The sequence below is a fragment of the Corynebacterium sp. KPL1995 genome, from assembly GCF_000477935.1.
Classification (GTDB): Bacteria; Actinomycetota; Actinomycetes; order Mycobacteriales; family Mycobacteriaceae; genus Corynebacterium; species Corynebacterium pseudodiphtheriticum.
Window position 1 is genome coordinate 1,436,918 of the sequence record NZ_KI515715.1, and the last position, 22,606, is coordinate 1,459,523.

Consider the following 22,606-nt stretch of genomic DNA (forward strand, 5'->3'; position numbering starts at 1 on the left):
CTGAAACTCTTAGCTACGCGCTTCGATCGTCGGCCTGGGTAGTAGAGTGGTGGCGTGTTGGATAATGAAGAACAGTTGAGTGAAAGAGCACTAGCCCAGTTGCTTGCCGACGATGAGCTGCTAACGCTACCGCAGGTTGCAGAAAAACTCGGGCTGCGCATCACGCGTGTGCATGACTTATTGTCTGCAAAGCAGATCATCGCGGTAGAGCTCGAAGGTCACCGCTATGTCCCAGCAGCCTTTTTTAATGACAAGGGCGCGATCAGCAAACACGTCTCTGGCGTGATTACCGTGCTTGCCGACGGAGGGTTTAGTAACAGCGAGATTTTCGCACACCTGTTTACCGCTGATGAGACTCTGCCGGGCCGTCCGATTGACGCGCTGCACGGGCACCTGGCGCGGGAGGTTATTCGCCGCGCGCAGGCTCTAGCGTTTTAGCACTGTGCTCGGGCTTTCTGGGGTGCGTTTTCGTTAGCGCTTGCCCCGCCGGGGGTATTACCAGGGTAGCTAACTCGGGTTCCGAGTGGGAATACCAGGATGGTCAGTGCCCAGGCAACAGCGCCCGTCGCCAATACCCATACCAGGTTGTAAAATTGGTGGTTTCCCCCTGCTGCAAAGCCGAGCGCGATAAACACCGAACCGCCCGTCGCTAGTTTCCATACCCACATTGGCGGGCGCCCCACCCCAACTAACGAGATGAGTGAGGCGTAGTACCAGGGCAGGGTGACTGAGTTCGCGACAAACGCGACGGAGTACGCCGCGGCAATTCCGTGTACAGCGGCTCGTTGTGTTTTTCGGAATACCAACCAGGTAACCGCCAACCCAGCCAGCATGAGCACTGAGCCAATTGTTCGAGTTAGTGTCAAAACTTGGTTATAGGTGAGGTCGATATCGGCGAGCCCCAAAACCCCACTGACGAGCACGTCGGTTACCAGCGTTGGCAATGCCAAAGGGTTTACCACCTTCGAATTGCCGGTTATCTCTGTCAGCCAGCCCCAGGAAGAGCCAGACGCTAGCGTGACCGCTGCAATCACTAGGATCGTTTCTGCAACCGCACTGATGCCCAGCACCAGCAAAGCCACCTGGCGCCGCCACACTGGATCGTGCAGCGCGGTGTAGTGACGCAGCATCATCCAAACAACGAATGGCAGCGCGATTCCCGCCGTTGCTTTTAGCGATACTGCGACCGCGATCAGGGCAATTCCAGAAACAAAGCGTTTGCGTAGAGACAACAGCAGGCCCAGCGAAACCAGGCCGACCATCACCGATTCGTTGTGCATGCCCCCAATCAGATGCAAAATCAACACCGGATTCGCGGCACTAATCCATAGCGCAAGTTCGGGGTTGCCACCCAGGTACTGAGCGATCCGCGGTACCGCATAGATGATGCCGGCGAAACCCAACACCGATAGCAACTTGTAAACAACGATGCCCGCTGTGACGTTATCGCCCACGAGACCAGTAATGATTTCCCCTGTCCATAAATGCAGCGGGCCATACGGGGTAGTGGTATTGCGCCAGTCATGGGAAACTTCCAGCAAATACGGTCCTGGGTTGACTGCCGCACCGTCGTTGTAAGGGTCGAAGCCATCGCGAAGCATCGCGCCCTGCATCAAATAGGAATACACATCCCGTGATGCCAGCGGCCCTGCGAATAACAGAGGCGCGGCCCAAACCACAATGTGCTTGCCGACGGAACTTCCGGTTTGTGAAAGATCACTCTTCTGCTTTTCGACGAGCTGACGCCCCAGAAGCGCCCAGGCTGTTACCAGCAAGAATAGCGCTATCCAGTAGATTACGCTTGCGAGTCCGCGTGCGTGGCCGAAGCTGAGAAAACTCAACCCGAGGTCATGTAATATTCCGCCGCGGTTTCGGACAGCACCCGCACCGAAGGACGAGAGAGTCAGTAGCACAGTTGCGGCTAGTCCGAGCCATAACGGGCGAGGGGCGTGCAGTTGAACCGTCATCAGCTATGACGCCTCGTGGCTTTGAGCGCAAGTGCTTCCAAACTGTTCCGCACGTCGTCGGCAAGGGGTACCGCATGGAGGTGTGCTAACCCAGACTCATACAGATTGTCGATGGTGCTTTCTATTTCTTCAACTGCACCAGACTTGGTGATTATTTCTCGCATGTGATTGATCTCGTCTGGGTCGGCAGTATTACCCAGCAGCTTCCGAAGATCGGCCGCTGCTGATTGATCATGTTTATCAGTGCGGGTGAGCGTAAGGGCGATAAGCTCGGTGCGTTTGCCTTCGCGGAGGTCGTCGCCAGCGGGTTTGCCTGTGATCGCCGGATCGCCGAAGACTCCGAGTAGATCGTCGCGCAACTGGAAAGCGATACCAATATCGTGTCCATATCCGCGGAAAGCTGAAATGAGTTCCTCGGAACCGCCACCGATAGCTGCCCCCAAATGCAGTGGACGCTCAATTGTATAGGCGGCAGTTTTGAAGCGGTTTACATTGGCGGCCAAAGCGCGGGATTCGTCGGCATGAGCTTCGATGGAAATATCAAGCATCTGTCCACCGATGACTTCTTGGCGCATATGGTGCCAAGGTTTTTGCGATCGTAGTAAAGCGTGCGTGCTGATTCCTGATTCGTGGAACATATCATCGGCCCAAGCCAATGCCATATCGCCCAGCAAAATCGCGACGGAAGTCCCGAAATGTTGCCCGTCGCCGAGCAAGTCCTGCACTTGGTGGCGTTGTGCGACCTGCCGGTGTACAGCAGGCTTGCCGCGTCGGGTTTCTGAAGCATCGAGAATGTCGTCGTGTATCAGAGCGCAGGCTTGGATGAGTTCCAAAGAGGCAGCGGCCCGAATGACGGCAGCATGATCTTCGAGGGAGGTTGATTCTGCGGTGGCCCCACAAAAACCTGCCCACAAGTAGAGCGGGCGGATGCGCTTGCCACCTTCGAGGACGAAGCGTTCCAGGTATTCGGCGGCTTCCGTCACGGGGGTGCCAATACTGTTGAGCTCACTACGTCGAGAAGCAAAAAATTCTTCTAGTGCACGCTGTACGGCGCCGGGAAGTTCCTCGAGGGGTAGCAATGGCTCGTTGTGATCACGCAATTCGAATGCCACGGAAAAGTCCTTGCATGGGTGGTTGGGAAGCTTGTAGTACCTGTGAGCCTACTGGGTTTCGGTTCCAGGTAGCGGTAGTGGGGCTGCCAAAATCGCATAATCGCGACGATCGCCAGGGTAGTGGACGTGCCTGGCGACATCGCGGAACCCTAAGGAACGGTACAGACCAAAAGCACGATTGGCTTCACCAGCAACTTCGGGGGTGGAAAGCAATAAATAATCAGCAGGTAGGTTCCATGCCAGTTGGGTGAGCAGATGCTTGCCGACGCCGTGTCCTTGCATCTGTGGCAAGACATGCAGTTCAGCCAGCTCTACATAGCTGGCGAGCTTTTCGTGATGTTCGGCAGTGGTTCCGGCCTGTTCTAGAAAAGCGCGTAAATGGTTGTCCCACCAATATCCGCGGTGCCCCAAAAAGCCGTACGCAACCCCAATGATGGTGTCTCCGACTACTGCAATGATAGCGCTGAAACCTGGATGAAAAATATCGCGTCGCCAGGAGTTTATTCGACTGTTGGCAATGTTCGCTGGGTAGTCCATAGCGCGCAAGTAGATGCTCACTAGATCGGGTGCCAAAAGGGAAAATTCCTGTGGCGATAGGCGTCGGTATTCGATCTTCATGCAGGTCACCGCCATTCTTTCGAACTAATTTTCGTTTGATCTGGAGTGGGTGTGAGTTTCCAGGCGTAGTTTCAAATTCCACACGCTGAATGCAGTGCTAAAAGCGGCGAAAACGCAAAGCGATGACAGTCCGCAAAGGTGCTGTGGGGCAGTGAGGTAATTGGATAAACGAGGCAATCGGAAACGAAACAATCGGAAACGAAAACGAGGTAGATGATGACGTCACAGGTTATTTCTGCAACAACTAAATTTAACCACACGGCTGATGTCTCGCGTGCGCGTCATCAGAAGCTGTTGGATAGTGCTGTGTTGCTTGTAGAGCAGGCGCGTGAACAATTCCGCACGGGGGAAGATGTGCGCGCTTTTGAGCTTGCTTATATGGCTGGTTTGCGTCTGGCTGGAGCTCGGGTGGCGCTTTCTCCCGTGGAGCGCAAGAGGCGTAAACCATCTAGTGCTTGGGGTCAGTTGGCGCTTGTTGATGCTGAGGCCGAGCGTTGGGCGCAGCGGTTTCAGCAATTTTCTGGAATCCGCCGAGATATAGACCTCGGTCAGGCAGTGGAGGTTTCCCAATTGCAGGTCATTTCTCTAATAAAACTAGTTTCGGAATTTTTGGCTGAAGTGTCTTCTGTTGCTCTGGTTGCGCGCAGTGCGGCTTAACTGCTCGCGCAGCGCGGCTTAACTGTTTCTGAGGGCTTACGTCTAGGGCGACTTGTTTGTTGGGCGAAGACAAAAGTAGAAATTCCGGGAACAATAGCGATACTCTGGGCGTTGATTAGATAGAAAACAAGTGAGAATTGTCCATGCGTGCTGTTGGCGGGCCGTGTGGGATGCCAATTGCCCCACCAGGAGGAATCACCGTGTCGCTGTCTGAGCAAGAGCAGCAAGCACTCCGTCAGATTGAGGAGTCGCTGCTTGCTGAAGACCCTAAGTTTGGCTCTTCAGTTTCCGAAGATGACTCGTCTTTCACTGGTTTCGGTGAAGGTGGGGGAATCACCTTGCGTGGAGTCGCGCTAGCAGTAGTTGGGTTGGTGGCGGTTATCGGCGGCGCCGCGGCTGCGCAATTCAGTCTTTGGTATATCGCTATCAGCATTGTCGGTTTCTTGGTTATGTTTGGCGCCGGTGTTTGGATGCTCCGGGGTGGTGGAAATTCCAGTGGTCAGCTTTCGTCGGCTTCGCTTACGAACACTGTTGCCTCACCCTCTGCACGCGGGAAATCTTCTAATGCTTTCAAGTCCTCTCGTGGTAACGATGGCAAGCGCACATTGGGGGACAAGATGGAGGAGCGATTCCGCTCGCGCTTCGATGAGAATTAGTCCTGGGGGTGTTCGCCCGTAAATAGCTCTATTAACCCCATGGTGGTCCTTGTGATCACCATGGGGTTTCTTGCATTGTGTATCCCCCACTTTGCCCCACCTTTGGGTGCAATCGCCTAGAAAGGTTAATTTTCCAGGTATTCCGATAGGCAAATTCGAGTTGAGGGCCGGGAAATAGGCTGGCAGGTAGTGGAATGACGTCACGATAGGTTGATTTTAGTGTTGGAAATCTGAGCTCTCTGGAAAAATCTCCCACCCGTTTTTATGTGTTTCACCTGCATGAATGTTCTATCTGTGGTGGTGTGTTGCTTTCTGGTGTGATGTTTGGGGTTGATTGTGGGGCAAAGTGGGGTAGAGTGGGCTTAGCCGACATGACAGGTCTTGTGTATCCGCAAGGCTGACGTGGTGGCACAGAGAAAACCCGTGTACCGGAGGAGTTGAGCGACAGGAGGTCACCGAGAATGTTTCTCGGCACGTACACTCCCAAGCTCGACGACAAAGGGCGCCTGACACTACCGGCGAAGTTTCGCGATGAACTTGCTGGTGGGTTGATGGTAACGAAGGGGCAGGATCACTCTTTGGCGGTCTATCCCCGGGAGGAGTTCGCTGCGCGCGCTCGCAAAGCGGCGGCGGTCTCACGTACCAATCCGGAAGCCCGTGCATTCATTCGCAACTTGGCAGCAAGTGCAGATGAGCAGCGGCCAGATGGTAACGGTCGTATTACCTTGTCAGTGGCGCACCGCGAGTACGCAAACCTTTCGAAGGAATGCGTCGTCGTTGGTTCCGTGGATTTTCTCGAAATCTGGGACAAAGAGTCCTGGGCCGCATACCAAGAACAGACCGAAGCTGCATACTCTGCAGCCGACGCTGATGAAGTGCTGGCTGGCCTTCTCTAAGGCAGCGCACGGAGTGTGCATAAGGACTCTGTTTGAGGCGGATGCCTCTGGTGTACTTCCCCGACATCAGAAACCTGCCTCAAACAGAGCCCTATATACACCCCATCACCACAGAGCTTTTTGCGCGAGGGGAGGACAGTCGCCATGGCAAACCCGACAGAACCAGTGGACGCAGCACAATCCACTTCGGAACAGTCGCAGCACGGGCACGTCCCAGTGATGCGCGATCGGATGGCTGAGCTTTTGGCGCCAGCTGTAGAAGCAGCGGGGGCACACGGAATTCTTGTCGACGGCACCCTGGGTGCTGGCGGGCACACCGAGTATTTTTTGCAACGCTTTCCTGACGTCCGCGTGATCGGTCTCGATCGAGATAGCAACGCACTGCGGTCCGCGACTAAACGTTTAGCCCCGTATCGAGATCGGTTTTGCGCAGTGCAGTGCCGGTTTGATGAATTCGCAGACAAACTGGCTACCAGTGTTGCAACTGCGGCAGTGTCTAGTGCGGATGCCGATGGTGTCGATGTCCCGAAGTCCCAACTTGTCGATGCTGAGACCTGGAATGCAGAATCCCAGACCGTTGCGTATTTTGGAAACACTGAGATTCTTGCCGACGCTTTTCATGCCGGTATAAGTGGCGCGTTGTTTGATCTTGGGGTGTCTTCGATGCAGCTGGACCAACTTGAGCGTGGTTTTGCGTACAAGGCAGATGCTCCGTTGGATATGCGCATGGATAGTGCAGCACCGATCACAGCGGCAGATATCCTGAACACCTATTCCCACGGGGATCTTGCGCGAGTTTTGAAGACTTATGGTGATGAGAAATTCGCTGGAAAAATTGCTTCGGCGGTGCTGCGCGAACGTGAAAAGCAACCTTTTTCTACTTCGCAGCGGTTAGTAGAGCTTTTGTATGCCACCATTCCGGCTCCAGCGCGTCGTAGTGGCGGACACCCAGCGAAGCGCACATTTCAAGCGCTGCGCATTGAGGTTAATCAAGAACTCGCTGCGATAGAGAATGCGTTGCCGATGATCACGAACATGCTGCGTGACGGTGGACGAGCGGTGTTCATGAGCTATCAGTCCTTGGAAGACCGGCTGGTAAAAAAGCACTTCCGCGATATTTCACAGTCGAAAACACCGGCGGGTCTGCCAATGGATTTGCCTGGTACTGCTGCCAAATTTCGCGTTATCACCCGTGGCGCGGAACAAGCGAGCGAAGAAGAGATCGTGGAAAATCCTCGTGCCGCATCGGTGCGAGTGCGCGCCGTTGAAAAGTTGCAAGAAGAAAAGACCGCATGTGCGGTGGACTCGGAAGGTCGTAGCTAGAGATGTACACCAGCACTGATGAGCGCCAGCGCCGTACCACGAATTTCAGCCAGGCCAACACCACCAGCAATGGCACCACAACGCTACCGCGGCGCGCCGAATACACCCGTTCGGGAAATCAACCGGGTGCCGGTGGTGGAGTACGGCAATCTTCTGTTCCCCATAACTTCCGTGAGCGCCAGCACCCAGGTGACGGTACCCACGGCTACGCTGCCCCCTCGCGGCGCAGTGGTGGCTACAAGGCAACACACGCTGGAAAAGGCCCGCACCGTTTGGGATCGCAACAGGTGGTCAGCGTGCGCGGTCGCCGGGTTAACCCGGTTAAGCGGGTGACAACCCGGGCACGATTGTCTGTTCTCGCGATCATGATGATGATTGGCGGTATCGTGTTTGCCATCTGGCTGTCGGGTATTGCTACCCAACAGACCTTTCGAGTACAGGTGCTGACGGCGGAAGAAAGCCAGTTGAATAATGAGCTGGAAACGCTACACCGCGATTTGGAAAACGTGCGCTCAGCTGCGGAAGTAGCAGGCCATGCGGTTGCTGAAGGTATGCAAATTCCGGTGGAACCGGGAATTCTTCGGCGTGAAGAAAATGGCGACATCGTGGAAGATCGCCCAGCTTCGTCAGAAACGCGGCCTATTATTGATGTGAACGGAGAGCCTGTTCGCCCGGGGCAGGCCTCCAGTGACCCAGATGGTATCGGTGAGCTGCGCCATCGTCTGGAATCGATTCCGGAAGGTCGCCGAGGTATTCCGTATCCGCATGCTGGCGGACCACAGGCTCCAGAAAGCGCAGCTTCTGAGGTCGGTGAACGACCTGCTTCGGCTCCGGAAGGTGCTGCGGGTAGCCCTGCACCGCACGCCGGCGAGCCAGGATTCGTGGACTCTGAACCAGCCGGTCCGGATGCCAACCCGGACGCGGTGGCCCCGCAAAATAACCAAGTCCCGTTACAGGCGCCGTACCAGCCCAATCTTCGCTAATTAGGAAGGTGACATTCCCACCGTGACATCTTCTGCTCAGCGCGGTCCACGTGGTTCGGCACGACCGCAGACTCCACGCACGCCACACCAGGAACAGCGAATGTTGATGCATAAACGCCTCCGGCTTATCGCTGCGCTGCTGCTAGTTTTTTCGGTGGTGCTCGCAGGACGGCTTGCATGGGTGCAAGTGGTGTGGGGGCCAGATCTCTCCGCACGTGCAGAAGACCAGCGCGCCCGCATTTATGTTGATCCAGCCCGGCGGGGCGGTGTAGTGGACCGTGAAGGCAAACAGATCGCCTACACGATGCAAGCACGATCGTTGACAGTATCGCCCACAACCCTACGAAAAGAACTTCGTGAACAGGCACAGCTGGAATCAGATGAACGGCTGGACGACGAGCAAAAAGACGAATACGTCGATGCCACATTGTTGAAGATGTCGCGAGAAATCCCGAAGATGATCGAGGAAGCTTCGGAAGACAAACAGGACCTAAAATCGAAGGATCTGCTAGATAAGCTACGTGCCGATACACAATACGAGGTGCTGGTGCGGAACGTCGATCCTGATATTGCCGCAGAAATTTCTGAACGGTTCCACGGCGTTGCAGCCGACCACCAGGACATCCGCCAATATCCCAACGGGGCGATCGGCGAAAATGTTGTTGGTCGCGTGTCGATGGATGGCACAGGGCAGTTCGGCCTGGAAGCTTCTCGCGACTCCACCCTTTCGGGAATCAATGGTCGCTCCACTGAAGATGTTTCTACTAATGGTCAAGTTATCCCTGGGACGTTGCGCGATGAAACCCCGGCTGTCGATGGCAAAGATATCCAGTTGACTCTGGATTTGGACTTGCAGACTTTCGTGCAGCAGCAACTTGAACAAGCCAAAAACAATTCGCGAGCAGAGTCTGCTGAGGCCGTAGTGCTCGACGCCACCACGGGGGAAGTGTTGGCTATGGCAAATACCGATACGATTGACCCAAACGGAGACATCGCAAAACAATTAGAGGACGGCAAACACTTTGACAACCGCTCCATCTCGTTTCCTTATGAACCAGGTTCTGTAGCCAAGATCATTACCGCAGCTGCGGCGATTGAAGAAGGCATTACCACCGCAGATGAGGTACATACAGTGCCTGGCAGCATTCAAATCGCTGATGTCACCGTTAATGATGCATGGCCGCACGGTCCGTTGCCGTATACCACTGCTGGTATTTTCGGCAAGTCTTCCAACGTCGGTACGCTGCAATTGGCGGAAAAACTGGGGCAAGACAAGTTTGACGAATATCTGAATAAATTCGGTATCGGCGCCACAACTGGAATCGAGTTGCCTAACGAATCTTCGGGGCTACGTCCGGCACGCTCGCAGTGGTCAGGCTCGACGTTTGCCAATCTGCCAATCGGGCAGGGCATGTCGTGGACGACGTTGCAGATGGCTTCAGTTTTCCAGACGCTGGCTAATGGTGGAGAGCGCGTAGAACCACGCATCATCAAATCCAGCGCGGAAGACGATGCGAAGAAGAACGCTGGTGAGGGTAACGGAGCCAACGACAATAAAGTCAAAGACAGCCACGACGCGGATGGGGCTGGAGCTAGCGACGATGAACCAGAAAAAACGCGGGTGGTAAGTAAAGAAACTGCCAAGACCGTCGTCGACATGTTCCGTGCCACCGTGCAAGCAGACCCGGTGGGAGTGAATAACGGTACCGCACCGGATGCGAACATCGAAGGCTACAACATCAGCGGTAAGACTGGCACCGCCCAGAAAGTGGATCCGAATACCGGGGCGTACTCCAATTCAGCGTATTGGATTACCTTCGCAGGTATCGCCCCCGTCGACGATCCACGTTTTGTCGTCGCCATTATGTTAGACGAACCAGAGCGTGGCGTCCTTGACGGTGGTGGCGGAGGCGGTAGCGCCGGGCCACTGTTCCACCAGATCGCATCGTGGTTGCTGGACCGGGATAATGTGCCGCCATCGCCGCCTGCACCTGAGCTAACTTTGCAAGCACCGTAACCATGGTGTCTGCCTTTTCGACGCCAACTACTGGTGCTGATTCTTTGCCGTAGACCCTTTGCCACCGACCATTAGCCGACCAACACTTTGCCACCGACCTTTAGACAAGGAGCATGTTCCTATGAGCACAACACTGGCCACACTGCTGGAAGAATTTGGTGGTGAGCTTGCTGGCGCTATGAGCAGCTCGACAAGCGGTATCACGATCTCCGGAATTGGGTTAGATTCTCAGCACATAAAGCCGGGAGAAATCTTTGCCGCATTGCCAGGCAATAGGGCGCATGGAGCGGAATTTGCCGAAAAGACTGTAGCCACAGCGATCCTGACGGATACCGCCGGTGCAAGCATTCTCAAGGACCGTGGCGAGCAGCGTCCCGTCTGGGTGATAGACAACTTGCGAAGCGTGTTGGGGCTGATTGCCGCAGAAATCTACGATCACCCTTCGCAGAAAATGCAGGTTATTGGCATAACTGGCACTTCCGGGAAAACTACGACGAGTTATATTTTAGAAGCTGGCCTGCGCGAAACCGGTGCCAAAGTCGGCATCATCGGTACCACCGGTACGCGGATCAACGGGACCAAGGTTCCCACCAGTTTGACCACCCCAGAAGCACCAAAGCTGCAAGAGCTTTTCGCGATGATGGTGGAACAAGGAGTCAGCCACGTCGTCATGGAAGTCTCCTCCCATGCTCTGGAACTAGGACGGGTTACAGGTACGCGTTTTGCGGTCGCAGGTTTTAGCAACTTATCCCAGGATCATTTGGACTTCCATCCGACCATGCAAGATTATTTCCAGGCGAAGGCACGGTTATTCCGGGGAGAGCTAGCTGCGCGCAATGCAGCAGTTGTTATCGATGATCACTGGGGCCAAGAGATGGCCGATATTGCAGAAGGTAATACGCAGGAATGCTGGCGAGTCCGTACGCATCTTGCCGACGTTGACAGCTCTTCCCAGCAAGCCAGCGCCGTGGATAAGGCCACTGACGCCGAAGTTGTCGTCACTGCTGCGCAACTTGCGCCGAGCGGTAACCAGCAGGTGAATGTGCAGATAACTGGAGAAAAAGTAGAGATAGATTTGCCGTTACCGGGCAGCTTCAATGTCGCAAACGCAGCCCTAGCCTGTGCAATGGCGAAGCTCGCTGGTGTGGAACTGAGCGCATTTATACGCGGCGTGGAAAAAGTTGCTGTGCCAGGCCGGATGGAATCGTTGGCACAAGGCCAGGATTTTGTGGCTGTGGTTGACTACGCGCACAAGCCTGGTGCGCTGGAGGCGGTACTCGCAACACTGCGTGGCCAGGTCAGCGGAAGAGTCGGTGTGGTCGTTGGCTGCGGCGGTGATCGTGATTCTTCGAAACGTGCCATTATGGGGCGGATTGCAGCCGAACAAGCCGATTATGTCGTCATCACGGATGACAACCCGCGTACGGAAGATCCAGCACCGATCCGCGCAGCAATGATGGAGGGTGCGCGTGCGGAGTTGCTAAAAGCAGCCGGGGAGGCTGGCCTAGCGGATGAATCTGCCCATTTGGTGGAGGAAGGTGATCGTGCGCAGGCTATCAAGCTTTTGGTCGAGTGGGCACGCCCTGGCGATGCCATCGTTGTGGCTGGAAAAGGGCATGAAACTGGGCAAATAGTAGGGGATACGGTGTACGAGTTTGATGACCGGAAAGTTCTTGCCGAAGCACTCGCTGGAAAAGGGGCGAAATAATGATTCAACTGACTATCGCAGAGATTGCTGAGATTGTCGGGGGGCGGCTAGACAACGTTGCAAACCCGCAAGCCAAGGTTATCGGCACCGTCGAATTTGATTCCCGACAGATTAGCCCTGGAAGTCTGTTTCTCGCGTTGCCGGGCGCCAAGGTCGATGGCCATGACTTTGCAGAAAAAGCCCATGCAGCAGGGGCAGTGGTTACACTTGCAGCCCGCCCGGTAGGGACCCCGGCGATTATCGTGCCTAGCCAGGCCAAAGCTGAAGCTGGTTCGCAAGCCTATGTGTTCGCGCACGACGAAGATGGTTCCGTACGTGCGCTGTTAACTGCGCTCGCGAAACTTGCACGCGCTGTGGTCACGAGGCTGACCAGCAGGTGGGGGCTCAGCGTGGTTGGGGTGACTGGTTCAGCCGGCAAGACCTCAACGAAGGATATGTTGGCGGCGCTTTTGTCGACGGCAGGGCCGACAGTTGCACCCCCGGGGTCGTTTAACAATGAAATTGGCCATCCTTACACCGCGCTTCGTTGCCACGAAGATACGCAATTCTTGGTGACCGAACTTTCAGCTCGCGGCCTTGGACATATCGCACAGTTGGCGGAGATCGCGCCTCCGCAAATCGGTGCGGTGCTTAACGTGGGCACTGCGCACCTGGGTGAGTTCGGCTCAAAAGACACCATCGCCCAAGCGAAAGGTGAGCTAATAGAAGCTGTGCCGGAAGCTAGCGCAGGTGGTGTCGCGGTGCTTAATGCCGATGACCCCGCTGTTGTGCAGATGGCCACGCGTACGCAGGGCAAGGTCGTGACGTTTTCGGCGAATGGGGACACTCAGGCTGATTATTATGCGACTGATGTCAGACTTGACGAGCTTGCACGCGCGTCATTCCTGCTCCATAGCCCGGAAGCGCAGCCAGTTCAGGTTCGGTTGCAGGTGGCGGGCAAACATCAGATCGCTAATGCCTTGGCTGCTGCAGCGGTGGCTGCTGCTGCCGGTGTGCCATTGGAAACCATTGGAACGACGCTTTGTGATTACGTTGCAGTGTCCGCGCATCGGATGGATATAAGGCAGCGTGGTGCGAATGTCACCATCATCAACGACGCGTATAACGCGAATCCAGAATCGATGCGCGCAGGTCTTGCGGCTTTAGCCGCGAGCGCCGGCACTACCACGCAGTTGGAAGACACGCAGCTGGAAGATTCCGGACAGGCCGTCGCGGTGCTAGGCGAGATGAGTGAATTAGGCACCGACGCTGTTGCTGCGCATCGGGAGTTGGGCACGCAATTGGCAGCCTATGGCGTACATACGCTTGTGGCCGTCGGCAAGACTGACAATATTGCTGCGCTCACGGAAGGTGCCCAGGAAGTAGGCGTTCTTACCCACCATGTTGCGGATGTGACTGGTGCGACGCGTACAGTGGAAGAGATCCTAGGTTCGGCACAGCGCCGCGTGGTTGTCTTGGTGAAAGCCTCGAACGCGTGGAGGCTGTGGCGAGTCGCTGATCAGCTCGTGAATTCTGAGCTGTAGTGTGCAGATGCTCGCAGTAAACCGAAGCGCTTTCGATTAAAAGTATTGAGAAAAAGCATAAGGAATAGTAACCAGTGACTCAGATTATTCTCTCCGGCGTTATCAGCTTCCTGGTCGCAATCTTCACGACTCCGGTGCTGGTTCGGTATTTCACCAACGTGGGCCGGGGCCAGGAGATCCGCGAAGATGGGCCACGTTCGCATATGCGTAAACGTGGTACGCCCACCATGGGCGGTATCGCGATCGTGCTGGGGATCACGATTGCTTATGTCTTGGTCAACATATACGGCTGGCTGACTAATGCGGGCTCCTTCACTGCATCCGGTTTATTAGTTCTTGGCTTGATGCTTGGCCTCGCCGGTCTTGGCTTTATGGACGACTCAATCAAGCTGTTTAAGTCGCGGAATTTAGGGCTAAATAAGACCGGCAAGCTCGTCGGGCAGTTATTTTTAGCGATCGCCTTCGCTGTTTTGGTGCTGCAGTTTCCGAACGATGAGGGGCTGACTCCAGGCACCACCAATCTGTCATTTATCCGCGATATTGAGACTTTCGACATCGCAGCCGGCGGGATCATCATCGGAACGATTGCTTTTGTGATCTTCATGTATATCCTGATCTCTGCGTGGTCCAACGCAGTGAACTTCACTGATGGTTTGGACGGGCTGGCTGCGGGTTCCACCGCACTGGTGATGGGCGGATACACGCTGATTACCTTCTGGCAATTCCGAAATTCTTGCGCCCATGCGGTCGACGCCGCTTGTTACCAGGTGCGTGATCCACTCGATATTGCGATTTTGGCCGCTGCAGGATTAGGCGCGAGTTTGGGCTTTTTGTGGTGGAATGCAGCCCCGGCGAAGATTTTCATGGGGGATACTGGATCGCTCGCCCTGGGTGGATTGGTGGCTGGCATTTCGGTCACCACGCGGACTGAATTGTTGATGATTATCATCGGTTCTATTTTCGTCATCGAAGCAGCATCGGTGGTTATCCAGATCGTGGTCTTCCGTACCACCGGCAAACGTTTCTTCCGTATGGCACCAATCCATCACCACTTCGAAAATGGTGGCTGGGCCGAAACCTCGGTGGTTATCCGATTCTGGTTGCTCTCCGCCATGGCAGTGATTTTTGGTACCTCGCTGTTCTACGGCGAATGGCTGCTTCTGACAGGTTAGGACGCTAATGAAAACGCAACTCAAGCGCGTGCTCGTCGCGGGTGCAGGTGTCTCGGGTGCTGGTTGTGCACGTGCCCTGGTGCAACTCGGCGCAGACGTGATCATCGCCGATAACAATCTGGCTGCAGCTTCTGCGCTTGCTGAGGAGTTGAAACAATTTCTCACCCCTGACAAAGGGGTACATGGCTCTGCAGACCGCGCACCACGGGTGATACCGGTTGCAGCTACTGCAGTAGATTTCGAAGATGATCGCGAACTTGCTGCTTTAGATCTCGTCGTCACTAGCCCTGGTTGGCCCCCACATGCGCCGCTATTGATTGCTGCGAAACGGGCGGGCTTAGAGGTCATTGGCGACGTCGAACTTGGTTTCCGGTTGGACCGAGCCGGAGTTTATGGGCCCTGCCGTGATTGGTTAGTGGTCACCGGGACCAATGGCAAGACAACTACTACTGGGATGCTGAGCTCCATCATGGATGCTCATGGTGCGCGCGTCGGTAAGCGCGCGATGGCCACCGGCAATATTGGTGCTTCTGTTTTCGAAGCACTGGCAGCTCGCCCGCGCGTAGACATCTTGGTGCTGGAAGCGTCTAGTTTCCAGCTCCATTGGGCGCCAACCCTGATTCCAGATGTGGGGGTGTTGCTGAATATTGCAGATGACCACATTGATTGGCATGGCAGTTTCGCCGCTTATGCTGCAGACAAAGCTACCGTTTTGCGTGCTGCCAAGCGCGTGGTGGGCATTGATGACACGGTAGCGCGCCGCATTTCCGATGAGCGAGATGCTGCAGCCGAGGACGGCGGGACTGGGACCACCCGTGGTTTCACCCAATATGCGCCGATAACTGGGCAGGTAGGAGTACGGGACCGCGCTTTAGTTCTGGCAGAAGAGGCTTTAGTCGGAGAAGGCCTAGATAGCGAGAACGCTCAAGAATCCACCATGACGGAATTAGCCCAAATCGAAGGTTTGCAACCACCAGGGGCTGCCGGAATCTTGGACGCTGGAGCTGCTGCAGCAGCGGCGTATGACTATGGAGTGGCACCGCACGATATTGCGGCTGGACTGGCACGATACCGGGTGGCTGCCCACCGCGGAGCTGTGGTCGCCACTATTGCAGGAGTCGACTATATCGATAACTCCAAAGCTACGAATCCGCATGCAGCCCAAGCTGCCATGGCTGGGTTGGAGTCTATTATCTGGGTTGCTGGCGGCCAGTTAAAAGGAGCCAGTGTGGAGGAGCTCGTGCGTGCAGAAGCGCACCGGCTGAAAGCAGTGGTGCTCATTGGTGTTGATAGGCACGCCATCGCTGAGACATTGCACAGGCAAGCGCCGGGTATTCCGGTAGAGCTAATTTCTGAGCAGGATCCGCAACGTTGTATGGATTTGGCTGTTGCCGCAGCGCATAAGCAGGCGAGTGCTGGGGATACTGTACTGCTTGCTCCAGCCGCAGCCTCCCTCGACATGTTTTCTGGGATGGCACAGCGTGGCGATCTGTTTGCTCGTGCCACATCCGACTACTCTGGTTAACTATGGCCACACAGACCCCGCAACGCCGTCGACGTTTATTGCGTAACTGGAAATTCAGCATGCCTAAGCATCCAGGCTTGGATTATTTAATGCTGCGTATTTCCATTTTCGTGTTGGTGGGCATCGGAGTCGTCATGGCGTTCTCTGCGACCATGACCTGGTCTGTCATTGAAGGCAATACTGTCTGGGCGCAAGCGATAAGGCAAACCTTTTATGTGGTGTTGGGGCTGGCGGTTTTCTGGGCTGCATTGCGCACGCCTTTTGCTAAGGTGAAGAAGCTCACGCCATGGTTTCTAGCTTTCGCAGCCATTTTGACCATGTTGGTCTTCGTTCCCGGCATTGGCGTTGGACGTAATGAGGTTGGCTCGCAGTCTTGGATCGTGTTGGGACCGATTCGCCTGCAACCGTCGGAGATTGCTCGTATTGCCGTAGCAATGTTTGGCGCGTTGAGTCTGGCGAACAAACGACCACCGCGCACTCTGAACGAAGTGAAGCTCACTAACCCGTTTGTGATTTACATCTTGGTCTCTGTGTTGTTTTTCGGGGCCATGCTTGCTGAAGGAAACCTGGGCGTAGCGATGACGTTCGCCGTCATCGTCGGTTTCACTCTGTTTTTTGCGGGAATTAACTGGCGGGTGATTGCTCTGGCGGTCCTCGGCCTTGTGGTTGGGCTAGTTTTCGTCTTCCTTGGTGGGGGCTACCGAAGTGATCGCTTTACGACGTTCTTCGGGGCATTCACGGGTAACTTCTCAGACACTCGGGGCTCAGCGTTTCAGACTTACCAGGGCTTCTTGTCGCTTGCCGACGGCTCTATGACAGGTGTTGGAATCGGCCAGTCGCGCGCTAAGTGGTTCTATTTGCCGGAAGCCAAAAATGACTTCGTGTTTGCCATTATCGGCGAAGAACTCGGATTGTTTGGCGGAGTTTTGGTCATCGTGATGTTCGTATTGCTGGGAATTTTTGGCCTGCGCACCGCCATGCGTGCCCAAAATCAGTTTCAGTCGCTGCTGGCAGCAACGTTGACGGCTACCGTCGTCTCACAGGCGTTTTATAACGTCTCCTATGTCATTGGCTTGATGCCGATGACTGGTGTGCAGCTGCCACTGATTTCTTCCGGCGGTACCTCAACCGTCGTTACGCTCGGTGCCATGGGGCTGCTTGCTTCTGTGGCGCGGCATGAGCCGGAAGCAGTGTCGTATATGCAAAGCTATGGGCGACCGTTGTTTGATCGCGTGTTTATGATTCCAGAACCAACTGTCGACGTTCGATCTTCTCGCGCCGCAGCTGGTGGCCAACGTTCGCGTGAGCGCGCCGGCCGGCGCCAGCCCGCACGCGGACCGGAAAAATCGCGCCCGGAACGTCGACGGACGGAGCAGCGTCGTACAGAACAGCGCTTCGGCGCTGCAGTAACGTCGCGTTCGCGGAGTGTGACACGTGCAGCGCACACGGCCGTAAGCTCGAAACACGGTATGCACGATAATCTAAATTCGTACCCGAACCAGAAAGGCCAATCAGGAACATGGCGTCAACCACCGATTCGGCACTGACCATTGTCCTCGCTGGAGGGGGAACCGCCGGGCACATTGAGCCGGCCTTGGCCGTTGGTGAGGTGTTGCGAAACCGTTACGGCGCGCAGGTTCTGGCATTAGGTACCTCGCGGGGGCTAGAAAGCGATATCATTCCGGCGCGCGGTTTTGATCTGGAATTGATTACGCCCGTGCCGGTGCCGCGCCGGATTAACGCCGACTTGTTTGCACTGCCGTTTAAGGTAGTGCGTTCCATCCGGCAAGCCCGAAAGATTTTGAAGAAAAACCGTGCGGATGCTGTGTTTGGCACTGGTGGTTACGTTTCTGCATCAGCTTATTTAGCTGCGAAATCGCTTGGTATTCCGTTTTATGTCCTAGAGACCAATGCTTTGGCGGGCATGGCCAACAAAATGGGGGTGCGGCTGGGCGGAACCGGTTTCAACGCGATTGCTGGGTCTGGGATGCCAGGCGATATCGTCGGTGTTCCCGTGCGTCCACAGCTGGCTGGGGGAGATCCGAGTGGCGAAAAAACCGCCCGGGCCCGGGAGATTTTTGGTCTTGTCGAAGACCGGCCGACCATTTTGGTTACCGGGGGCTCCCAGGGAGCTGCTTCGATAAATGCTGCGGTAGCTGGGAGCGTCGACAGGCTTGTCGACGCGGGCTACCAGATTTTGCACGCCTATGGAAAGAAAAACCAGCCACCGCATGAACACCCGCACTATGTGTCTCTGCCGTATATCGAAGACATGGCTGCTGCGTTGGCTGTAGCGGACTTGGTCGTATGTCGTTCTGGTGCGATGACCGTCGCCGAAGTCTCCGCTAGCGGTTTACCTGCTGTCTATGTTCCGCTGCCGCATGGTAATGGCGAACAAGGCTTGAATTGCGAAGCCGTGGTAGCAGAAGGTGCAGCGCGTAAGATTGACGACGCTAAATTCTCTCCAGATACGATGTACAACGAGGTGTCTTCCATTCTGGGTGATAGTGGCACCTACCAGCGGATGCGCACTGCGGCTGCTGCCAGCCAACAAGGTGATGCTGCGTGGCGACTAGCTGAGCGTATCATTTTCGATAATTCGGTTAATCCTTCTCCTTTTACCTCCGCGGAAGGTACTAGCCACGAAGCCAGCAGCACATAAGAATCTCAGAGCTAGGAGACTGTCGTGTCAGAACAGCACGCTGAATTGAATACTGATCCGGATACGGTTGATTTGTCGCGAGTGCACTTAGTCGGTATCGGCGGCGCGGGAATGTCGGGTGTGGCTCGAATCCTCTTGGCGCGTGGGGCGAAAGTGTCTGGTTCCGATGTGAAAGACTCGCGCCCAGTGCGTGCGCTGCGCTCAATGGGGGCTGAGATCGCAGTAGGCCACAAGGCCGAAAATTTACAGTTAACGGGTAGCTTGCCGACGGTGGTGGTTACCTCATTCGCTGCAATTCCGAAAGAAAACCCGGAGTTGCAGGCTGCATCCGAACATGGAATCCCAGTCATCCGGCGTTCAGATCTGCTAGCCGAGCTTATGGAAGGCTATACCCAGGTACTGATCGCGGGCACACACGGTAAGACTTCGACTACGTCGATGGCTGTTACTGCTTTGCAGGGTGCCGGTGCTGACCCTTCCTTTGCGATCGGTGGCCAGCTTAATCGTGCCGGCACCAACGCCCATCACGGTAGTGGAGACATTTTTGTCGCGGAAGCGGATGAATCCGACGCCTCGCTACTTCGTTACCGCCCGTCTATCGCGGTAGTAACCAACATAGAGCCGGATCATTTGGATTATTTTGGCAGCCCGGAAAATTATTTCCAGGTCTTTCAAGACTTTGCTGAGCTCATCGAAAACGACGGAGTGTTAGTGGCTTGCCTGGACGATAAGCACACCGCCGACCTGGCAGTAGCATGCGCGCGTCGTGGAATCACGGTTTTGGGGTACGGAACTTCCTCACAAACCAGAGCGCCAGAAGTGGCAGATTTGCTGGTGGCAGAGGTAACCGGAACACAAGTTTTGGCCGCCGGTACTCGCGTGTGGGTGCAGGTGCGTGTCCCCGACGCTGTAGCACTTCAGAACAACCAGTTTGTAGCAGCGCAACGGGATATTGTGTTGGATTATTTAGTGCAGACACCCGGATATCACATGGTGTTGAATTCGGTTGCAGCGGTGTTGGCTGGTGCCGCTGCAGGTGCGGACCCGCAAAAATTGGCAGAAGGCGTTGCTAGTTTCGCAGGCGTCCGTCGTCGTTTCGAATACCATGGCGATGTGTCTTCCGGTGCGTTGCATGGTGCGAAGGTGTACGACGATTATGCGCATCATCCGACCGAGGTTATGGCGGTGCTGACAGCTGCTCGTGAACAGGTCTTAGCGGAGGCTAATGGCGGGAAAGTTATTGCTTGTTTCCAGCCTCACTTGTATTCGCGTACTAAAGAGTTTTATCAAGAATTTGCACAGGCGCTCTCGCTGGCCGACGCATGCGTGGTTCTCGATATCTTCGGTGCGCGTGAAACTCCGGTGGAAGGGTTGACCTCAAGGATCATTACCAACGCCATGGAAGAATCGGTCACGGTGCGTTATGAACCAGACATGGCGGCTGCACCGGCGACAGTCGCATCGTTGGCTGGGCCTCATGATCTGGTGTTGACAATGGGTGCCGGTTCCGTGACCGTACTTGCTCCTGAGATTTTGCAGCATTTGCGGTTGGTTAACGCTGGCGAGGCTGTGGAACCTCATGGTGAAGAGCTCAAGCCCCACGCTGTCGAGGATCAGGCTGGGCGCTAACCGTGGCAAAGAAACCGATCACGATTACTACAGCCGCGATCGTCGTGGTACTCGCCCTCACGGCAGCTGTTTTTTGGTTTATTCCTGTACTGCGCGTCAGTTCGGTCGAAATTAGTGGTACCGAACGTGTTGCAGAGGCGAGTATCTTGGACGACAGTGCTATTCAGGAGGGCGACAACCTGTTACGAATAGACGCTTCTGGGGCCGCCGCTCGTATAGCGAAGCAGCCTTGGGTACGTGGGGTTACTGTTTCCCGGCATCTGCCGTCGACTGTGGAAATTGAGATCACGGAGCGGGAAGTTGTCGGCTTTATTGAGCATGATGATGGCCCACATTTGATTGATCACCAGGGGCATGCCTTTTTTATTGACACTCCGCCGGACGAAGCCGTAGAAATCTCCGGTGCAATCGAAGATGAAGGGGCTGTGAATGCAGCCGTATCGGCGATTGCGACCATACCTGCCGAAATGCGACGTGACATTGCATCCGTCGAGGTGAAAGCGTCTCATGCGATGGAGTTACACTTGCATGATGGGCGCACGATTTACTGGGGCGTTGACGAAATCAATGAACAGAAAGCTGCCGCGTTGGAGCATGTTCTCCACCGAGACGGGGAGCATTGGGATATTTCGAATCCAGGGCTGGTTACCGTCCGCTAACTCGGGGGTAATCCCGGGGGTGATCACCTGAACGTTTGGGTTAAAAGCCCAGTTCAATACCCTAAAGTAAAGGTTTAGGTGTTCGACACGCGCGCGGATATGCGCCAAAATTACACAAGTGTCACTCAAGATAGTCGAGTAACGCGCCCGCGAAAGTCGACAAGCAAAACAAGCAGAACCTGAAAGGCCGGAATTCCTCTTATGACCTCACCTAACAATCACCTTGCTGATATCAAGGTCGTTGGCGTTGGCGGCGGCGGCGTCAACGCAGTGAACCGCATGATCGAAGAGGGCCTTAAGGGGGTCCAATTCGTTGCGATTAACACGGACTCGCAGGCACTGCTGTTTTCGGACGCTGACGTCAAACATGACATCGGCCGTGAAGCGACCCGTGGCCTGGGTGCCGGAGCCAACCCGGAAGTTGGCCGCACTTCCGCCGAAGATTCCAAGTCAGAGTTGGAAGAAACCCTTCGTGGTGCCGACATGGTATTTGTCACCGCTGGAGAGGGCGGCGGGACAGGTACCGGGGCAGCTCCAGTGGTAGCCAATATCGCTAAAAAGATGGGTGCACTGACCGTCGGTGTTGTCACCCGTCCGTTCAAGTTCGAAGGCGCACGTCGCTCCCGCCAGGCAGAAGCAGGCATCGCAGAGCTGCGGGAAGTCTGCGATACCTTGATTGTCATTCCCAACGACCGTCTCTTGCAGCTGGGTGATGCAAATCTATCCATGATGGAGGCATTCCGGGCAGCCGACGAGGTTCTGCACAATGGTGTGCAGGGTATCACTAACCTGATCACCATTCCGGGCATGATCAATGTCGACTTTGCTGACGTTCGCTCGGTTATGGCAGAAGCGGGTTCAGCATTGATGGGCGTTGGCTCTGCGCGTGGCGATGACCGCGTCATGTCCGCTGCTGAGCAAGCCATAAATTCGCCATTGCTTGAATCGACGATGGAAGGCGCAAAGGGCGTGCTGTTGTCGATTGCCGGTGGTTCTGATCTTGGACTGCAAGAGGTTTACCAGGCTTCGACCATGGTGGAAGAAAAAGCTGATCCTGACGCCAACATCATCTTCGGCACGATCATCGACGACAACCTCGGTGATGAAGTGCGCGTGACTATCATTGCAACTGGTTTCGATGCGCAAGCTAACTTGCAAGACGAATACGGCTCACATGCCGCGCAAACCGAAGGGCAGGGGCAGTCTGCACAGTCAGCACAGCGCGGTCCTGCCGCAGAAAGTGCAGGGCGCACCCAGCGAGCTGAGCCTCGTGCCCCACGCACTGAACGCGGATCGTTGTTTAGCGAGCGCGAAAAACCTCGTACTCCTAGCAGTCGCTCTGGTGGTTTGTTTACTACCTCGGACAGGTTCCAGGAGGCACCAGAACCACGTCAGCCGCACCGCGATACGGATCCGGATGATGACCTCGACGTGCCAGATTTCATGCGCTAAGGCCTGAATATGGCTTCTACAGAATCTCCGCATTCATCGGTCGGGAC

The 22,606-nt window shown here is 55.4% G+C and carries 19 protein-coding genes; 16 read left to right on the forward strand and 3 right to left on the reverse strand.

The genetic code is table 11. The features are described from left to right. The first annotated feature begins 54 nt into the window (after positions 1-54). Complete coding sequence (locus HMPREF1292_RS06345; protein ID WP_021353825.1) at positions 55-438, forward strand: Rv2175c family DNA-binding protein; 384 nt, start codon at positions 55-57, stop codon at positions 436-438. On the opposite strand, the gene HMPREF1292_RS06350 is transcribed toward HMPREF1292_RS06345, so the two are convergent. From HMPREF1292_RS06350 to HMPREF1292_RS06360, 3 genes are read right to left on the reverse strand one after another with little or no spacing between them, the layout of a single operon-like run. Beyond that, positions 435-1,967 carry an alpha-(1->6)-mannopyranosyltransferase A gene (locus tag HMPREF1292_RS06350; protein WP_023019213.1) on the reverse strand — a complete coding sequence of 511 codons (1,533 nt, stop codon included), beginning with the start codon at positions 1,965-1,967 and terminating at the stop codon, positions 435-437. The genes HMPREF1292_RS06345 and HMPREF1292_RS06350 overlap by 4 nt on opposite strands. After that, a complete protein-coding gene (locus HMPREF1292_RS06355; RefSeq protein WP_023019214.1) occupies positions 1,967-3,079 on the reverse strand; it encodes a polyprenyl synthetase family protein in 1,113 nt (370 codons plus the stop codon). The genes HMPREF1292_RS06350 and HMPREF1292_RS06355 overlap by 1 nt, the downstream gene beginning before the upstream one ends. 48 nt (positions 3,080-3,127) lie before the next feature. Continuing rightward, positions 3,128-3,697, reverse strand: coding sequence for a GNAT family N-acetyltransferase (locus HMPREF1292_RS06360; RefSeq protein WP_023019215.1), 570 nt, complete (start codon positions 3,695-3,697; stop codon positions 3,128-3,130). Positions 3,698-3,910: 213 nt separating this feature from the next. Here HMPREF1292_RS06360 and HMPREF1292_RS06365 point away from each other — a divergent pair, with 213 nt between their 5' ends. The 15 genes from HMPREF1292_RS06365 to ftsZ all read left to right on the forward strand — a co-directional run bounded on the left by HMPREF1292_RS06365 (position 3,911) and on the right by ftsZ (position 22,559). Then, on the forward strand, positions 3,911-4,354 hold the full coding sequence (locus HMPREF1292_RS06365; protein WP_034645179.1) for an SAV_6107 family HEPN domain-containing protein: 444 nt from the start codon (positions 3,911-3,913) through the stop codon (positions 4,352-4,354). A gap of 200 nt (positions 4,355-4,554) precedes the next feature. Then, the gene (locus HMPREF1292_RS06370) at positions 4,555-5,010 is read left to right on the forward strand and encodes a DUF3040 domain-containing protein (protein ID WP_023019828.1); all 456 of its coding nucleotides are present in this window, start codon (positions 4,555-4,557) and stop codon (positions 5,008-5,010) included. Between the two features lie 461 nt (positions 5,011-5,471). Further along, a complete protein-coding gene (gene mraZ / locus HMPREF1292_RS06375; protein ID WP_021353831.1) occupies positions 5,472-5,906 on the forward strand; it encodes a division/cell wall cluster transcriptional repressor MraZ in 435 nt (144 codons plus the stop codon). Positions 5,907-6,050: 144 nt separating this feature from the next. Beyond that, on the forward strand, positions 6,051-7,229 hold the full coding sequence (gene rsmH / locus HMPREF1292_RS06380; protein WP_023019218.1) for a 16S rRNA (cytosine(1402)-N(4))-methyltransferase RsmH: 1,179 nt from the start codon (positions 6,051-6,053) through the stop codon (positions 7,227-7,229). A 2-nt stretch (positions 7,230-7,231) separates the two neighbouring features. Beyond that, on the forward strand, positions 7,232-8,212 hold the full coding sequence (locus HMPREF1292_RS10505) for a hypothetical protein (protein WP_023019219.1): 981 nt from the start codon (positions 7,232-7,234) through the stop codon (positions 8,210-8,212). A gap of 106 nt (positions 8,213-8,318) precedes the next feature. Beyond that, on the forward strand, positions 8,319-10,229 hold the full coding sequence (locus HMPREF1292_RS06390) for a penicillin-binding protein 2 (protein WP_034645975.1): 1,911 nt from the start codon (positions 8,319-8,321) through the stop codon (positions 10,227-10,229). Between the two features lie 121 nt (positions 10,230-10,350). After that, a complete protein-coding gene (locus HMPREF1292_RS06395; RefSeq protein WP_023019221.1) occupies positions 10,351-11,937 on the forward strand; it encodes a UDP-N-acetylmuramoyl-L-alanyl-D-glutamate--2,6-diaminopimelate ligase in 1,587 nt (528 codons plus the stop codon). Then, positions 11,937-13,460 carry a UDP-N-acetylmuramoyl-tripeptide--D-alanyl-D-alanine ligase gene (gene murF, locus HMPREF1292_RS06400; protein WP_023019222.1) on the forward strand — a complete coding sequence of 508 codons (1,524 nt, stop codon included), beginning with the start codon at positions 11,937-11,939 and terminating at the stop codon, positions 13,458-13,460. The genes HMPREF1292_RS06395 and murF overlap by 1 nt, the downstream gene beginning before the upstream one ends. Positions 13,461-13,534: 74 nt before the next feature. After that, complete coding sequence (mraY, locus tag HMPREF1292_RS06405; protein ID WP_021353838.1) at positions 13,535-14,632, forward strand: phospho-N-acetylmuramoyl-pentapeptide-transferase; 1,098 nt, start codon at positions 13,535-13,537, stop codon at positions 14,630-14,632. Positions 14,633-14,639: 7 nt separating this feature from the next. Then, entirely contained in the window at positions 14,640-16,157 is a 1,518-nt protein-coding gene (gene murD / locus HMPREF1292_RS06410) for a UDP-N-acetylmuramoyl-L-alanine--D-glutamate ligase (RefSeq protein WP_023019223.1), read from the forward strand. A 2-nt stretch (positions 16,158-16,159) separates the two neighbouring features. Continuing rightward, positions 16,160-17,704, forward strand: a complete 1,545-nt coding sequence (locus HMPREF1292_RS06415; RefSeq protein WP_231892400.1) for an FtsW/RodA/SpoVE family cell cycle protein — start codon at positions 16,160-16,162, stop codon at positions 17,702-17,704. Next, a complete protein-coding gene (gene murG, locus HMPREF1292_RS06420; RefSeq protein WP_021353842.1) occupies positions 17,677-18,819 on the forward strand; it encodes an undecaprenyldiphospho-muramoylpentapeptide beta-N-acetylglucosaminyltransferase in 1,143 nt (380 codons plus the stop codon). Before HMPREF1292_RS06415 ends, murG begins: the two co-directional genes overlap by 28 nt. Before the next feature lie 111 nt (positions 18,820-18,930). Continuing rightward, positions 18,931-20,448 (forward strand): UDP-N-acetylmuramate--L-alanine ligase, encoded by a 1,518-nt coding sequence (gene murC / locus HMPREF1292_RS06425; protein WP_232218040.1) that lies wholly within the window; start codon positions 18,931-18,933, stop codon positions 20,446-20,448. Between the two features lie 2 nt (positions 20,449-20,450). Further along, complete coding sequence (locus HMPREF1292_RS06430; RefSeq protein ID WP_023019226.1) at positions 20,451-21,107, forward strand: cell division protein FtsQ/DivIB; 657 nt, start codon at positions 20,451-20,453, stop codon at positions 21,105-21,107. A 201-nt stretch (positions 21,108-21,308) separates the two neighbouring features. After that, positions 21,309-22,559: a cell division protein FtsZ gene (ftsZ, locus tag HMPREF1292_RS06435; RefSeq protein ID WP_021353845.1), complete on the forward strand. Its 1,251-nt coding sequence runs from the start codon at positions 21,309-21,311 to the stop codon at positions 22,557-22,559. Positions 22,560-22,606: the final 47 nt, after the last annotated feature.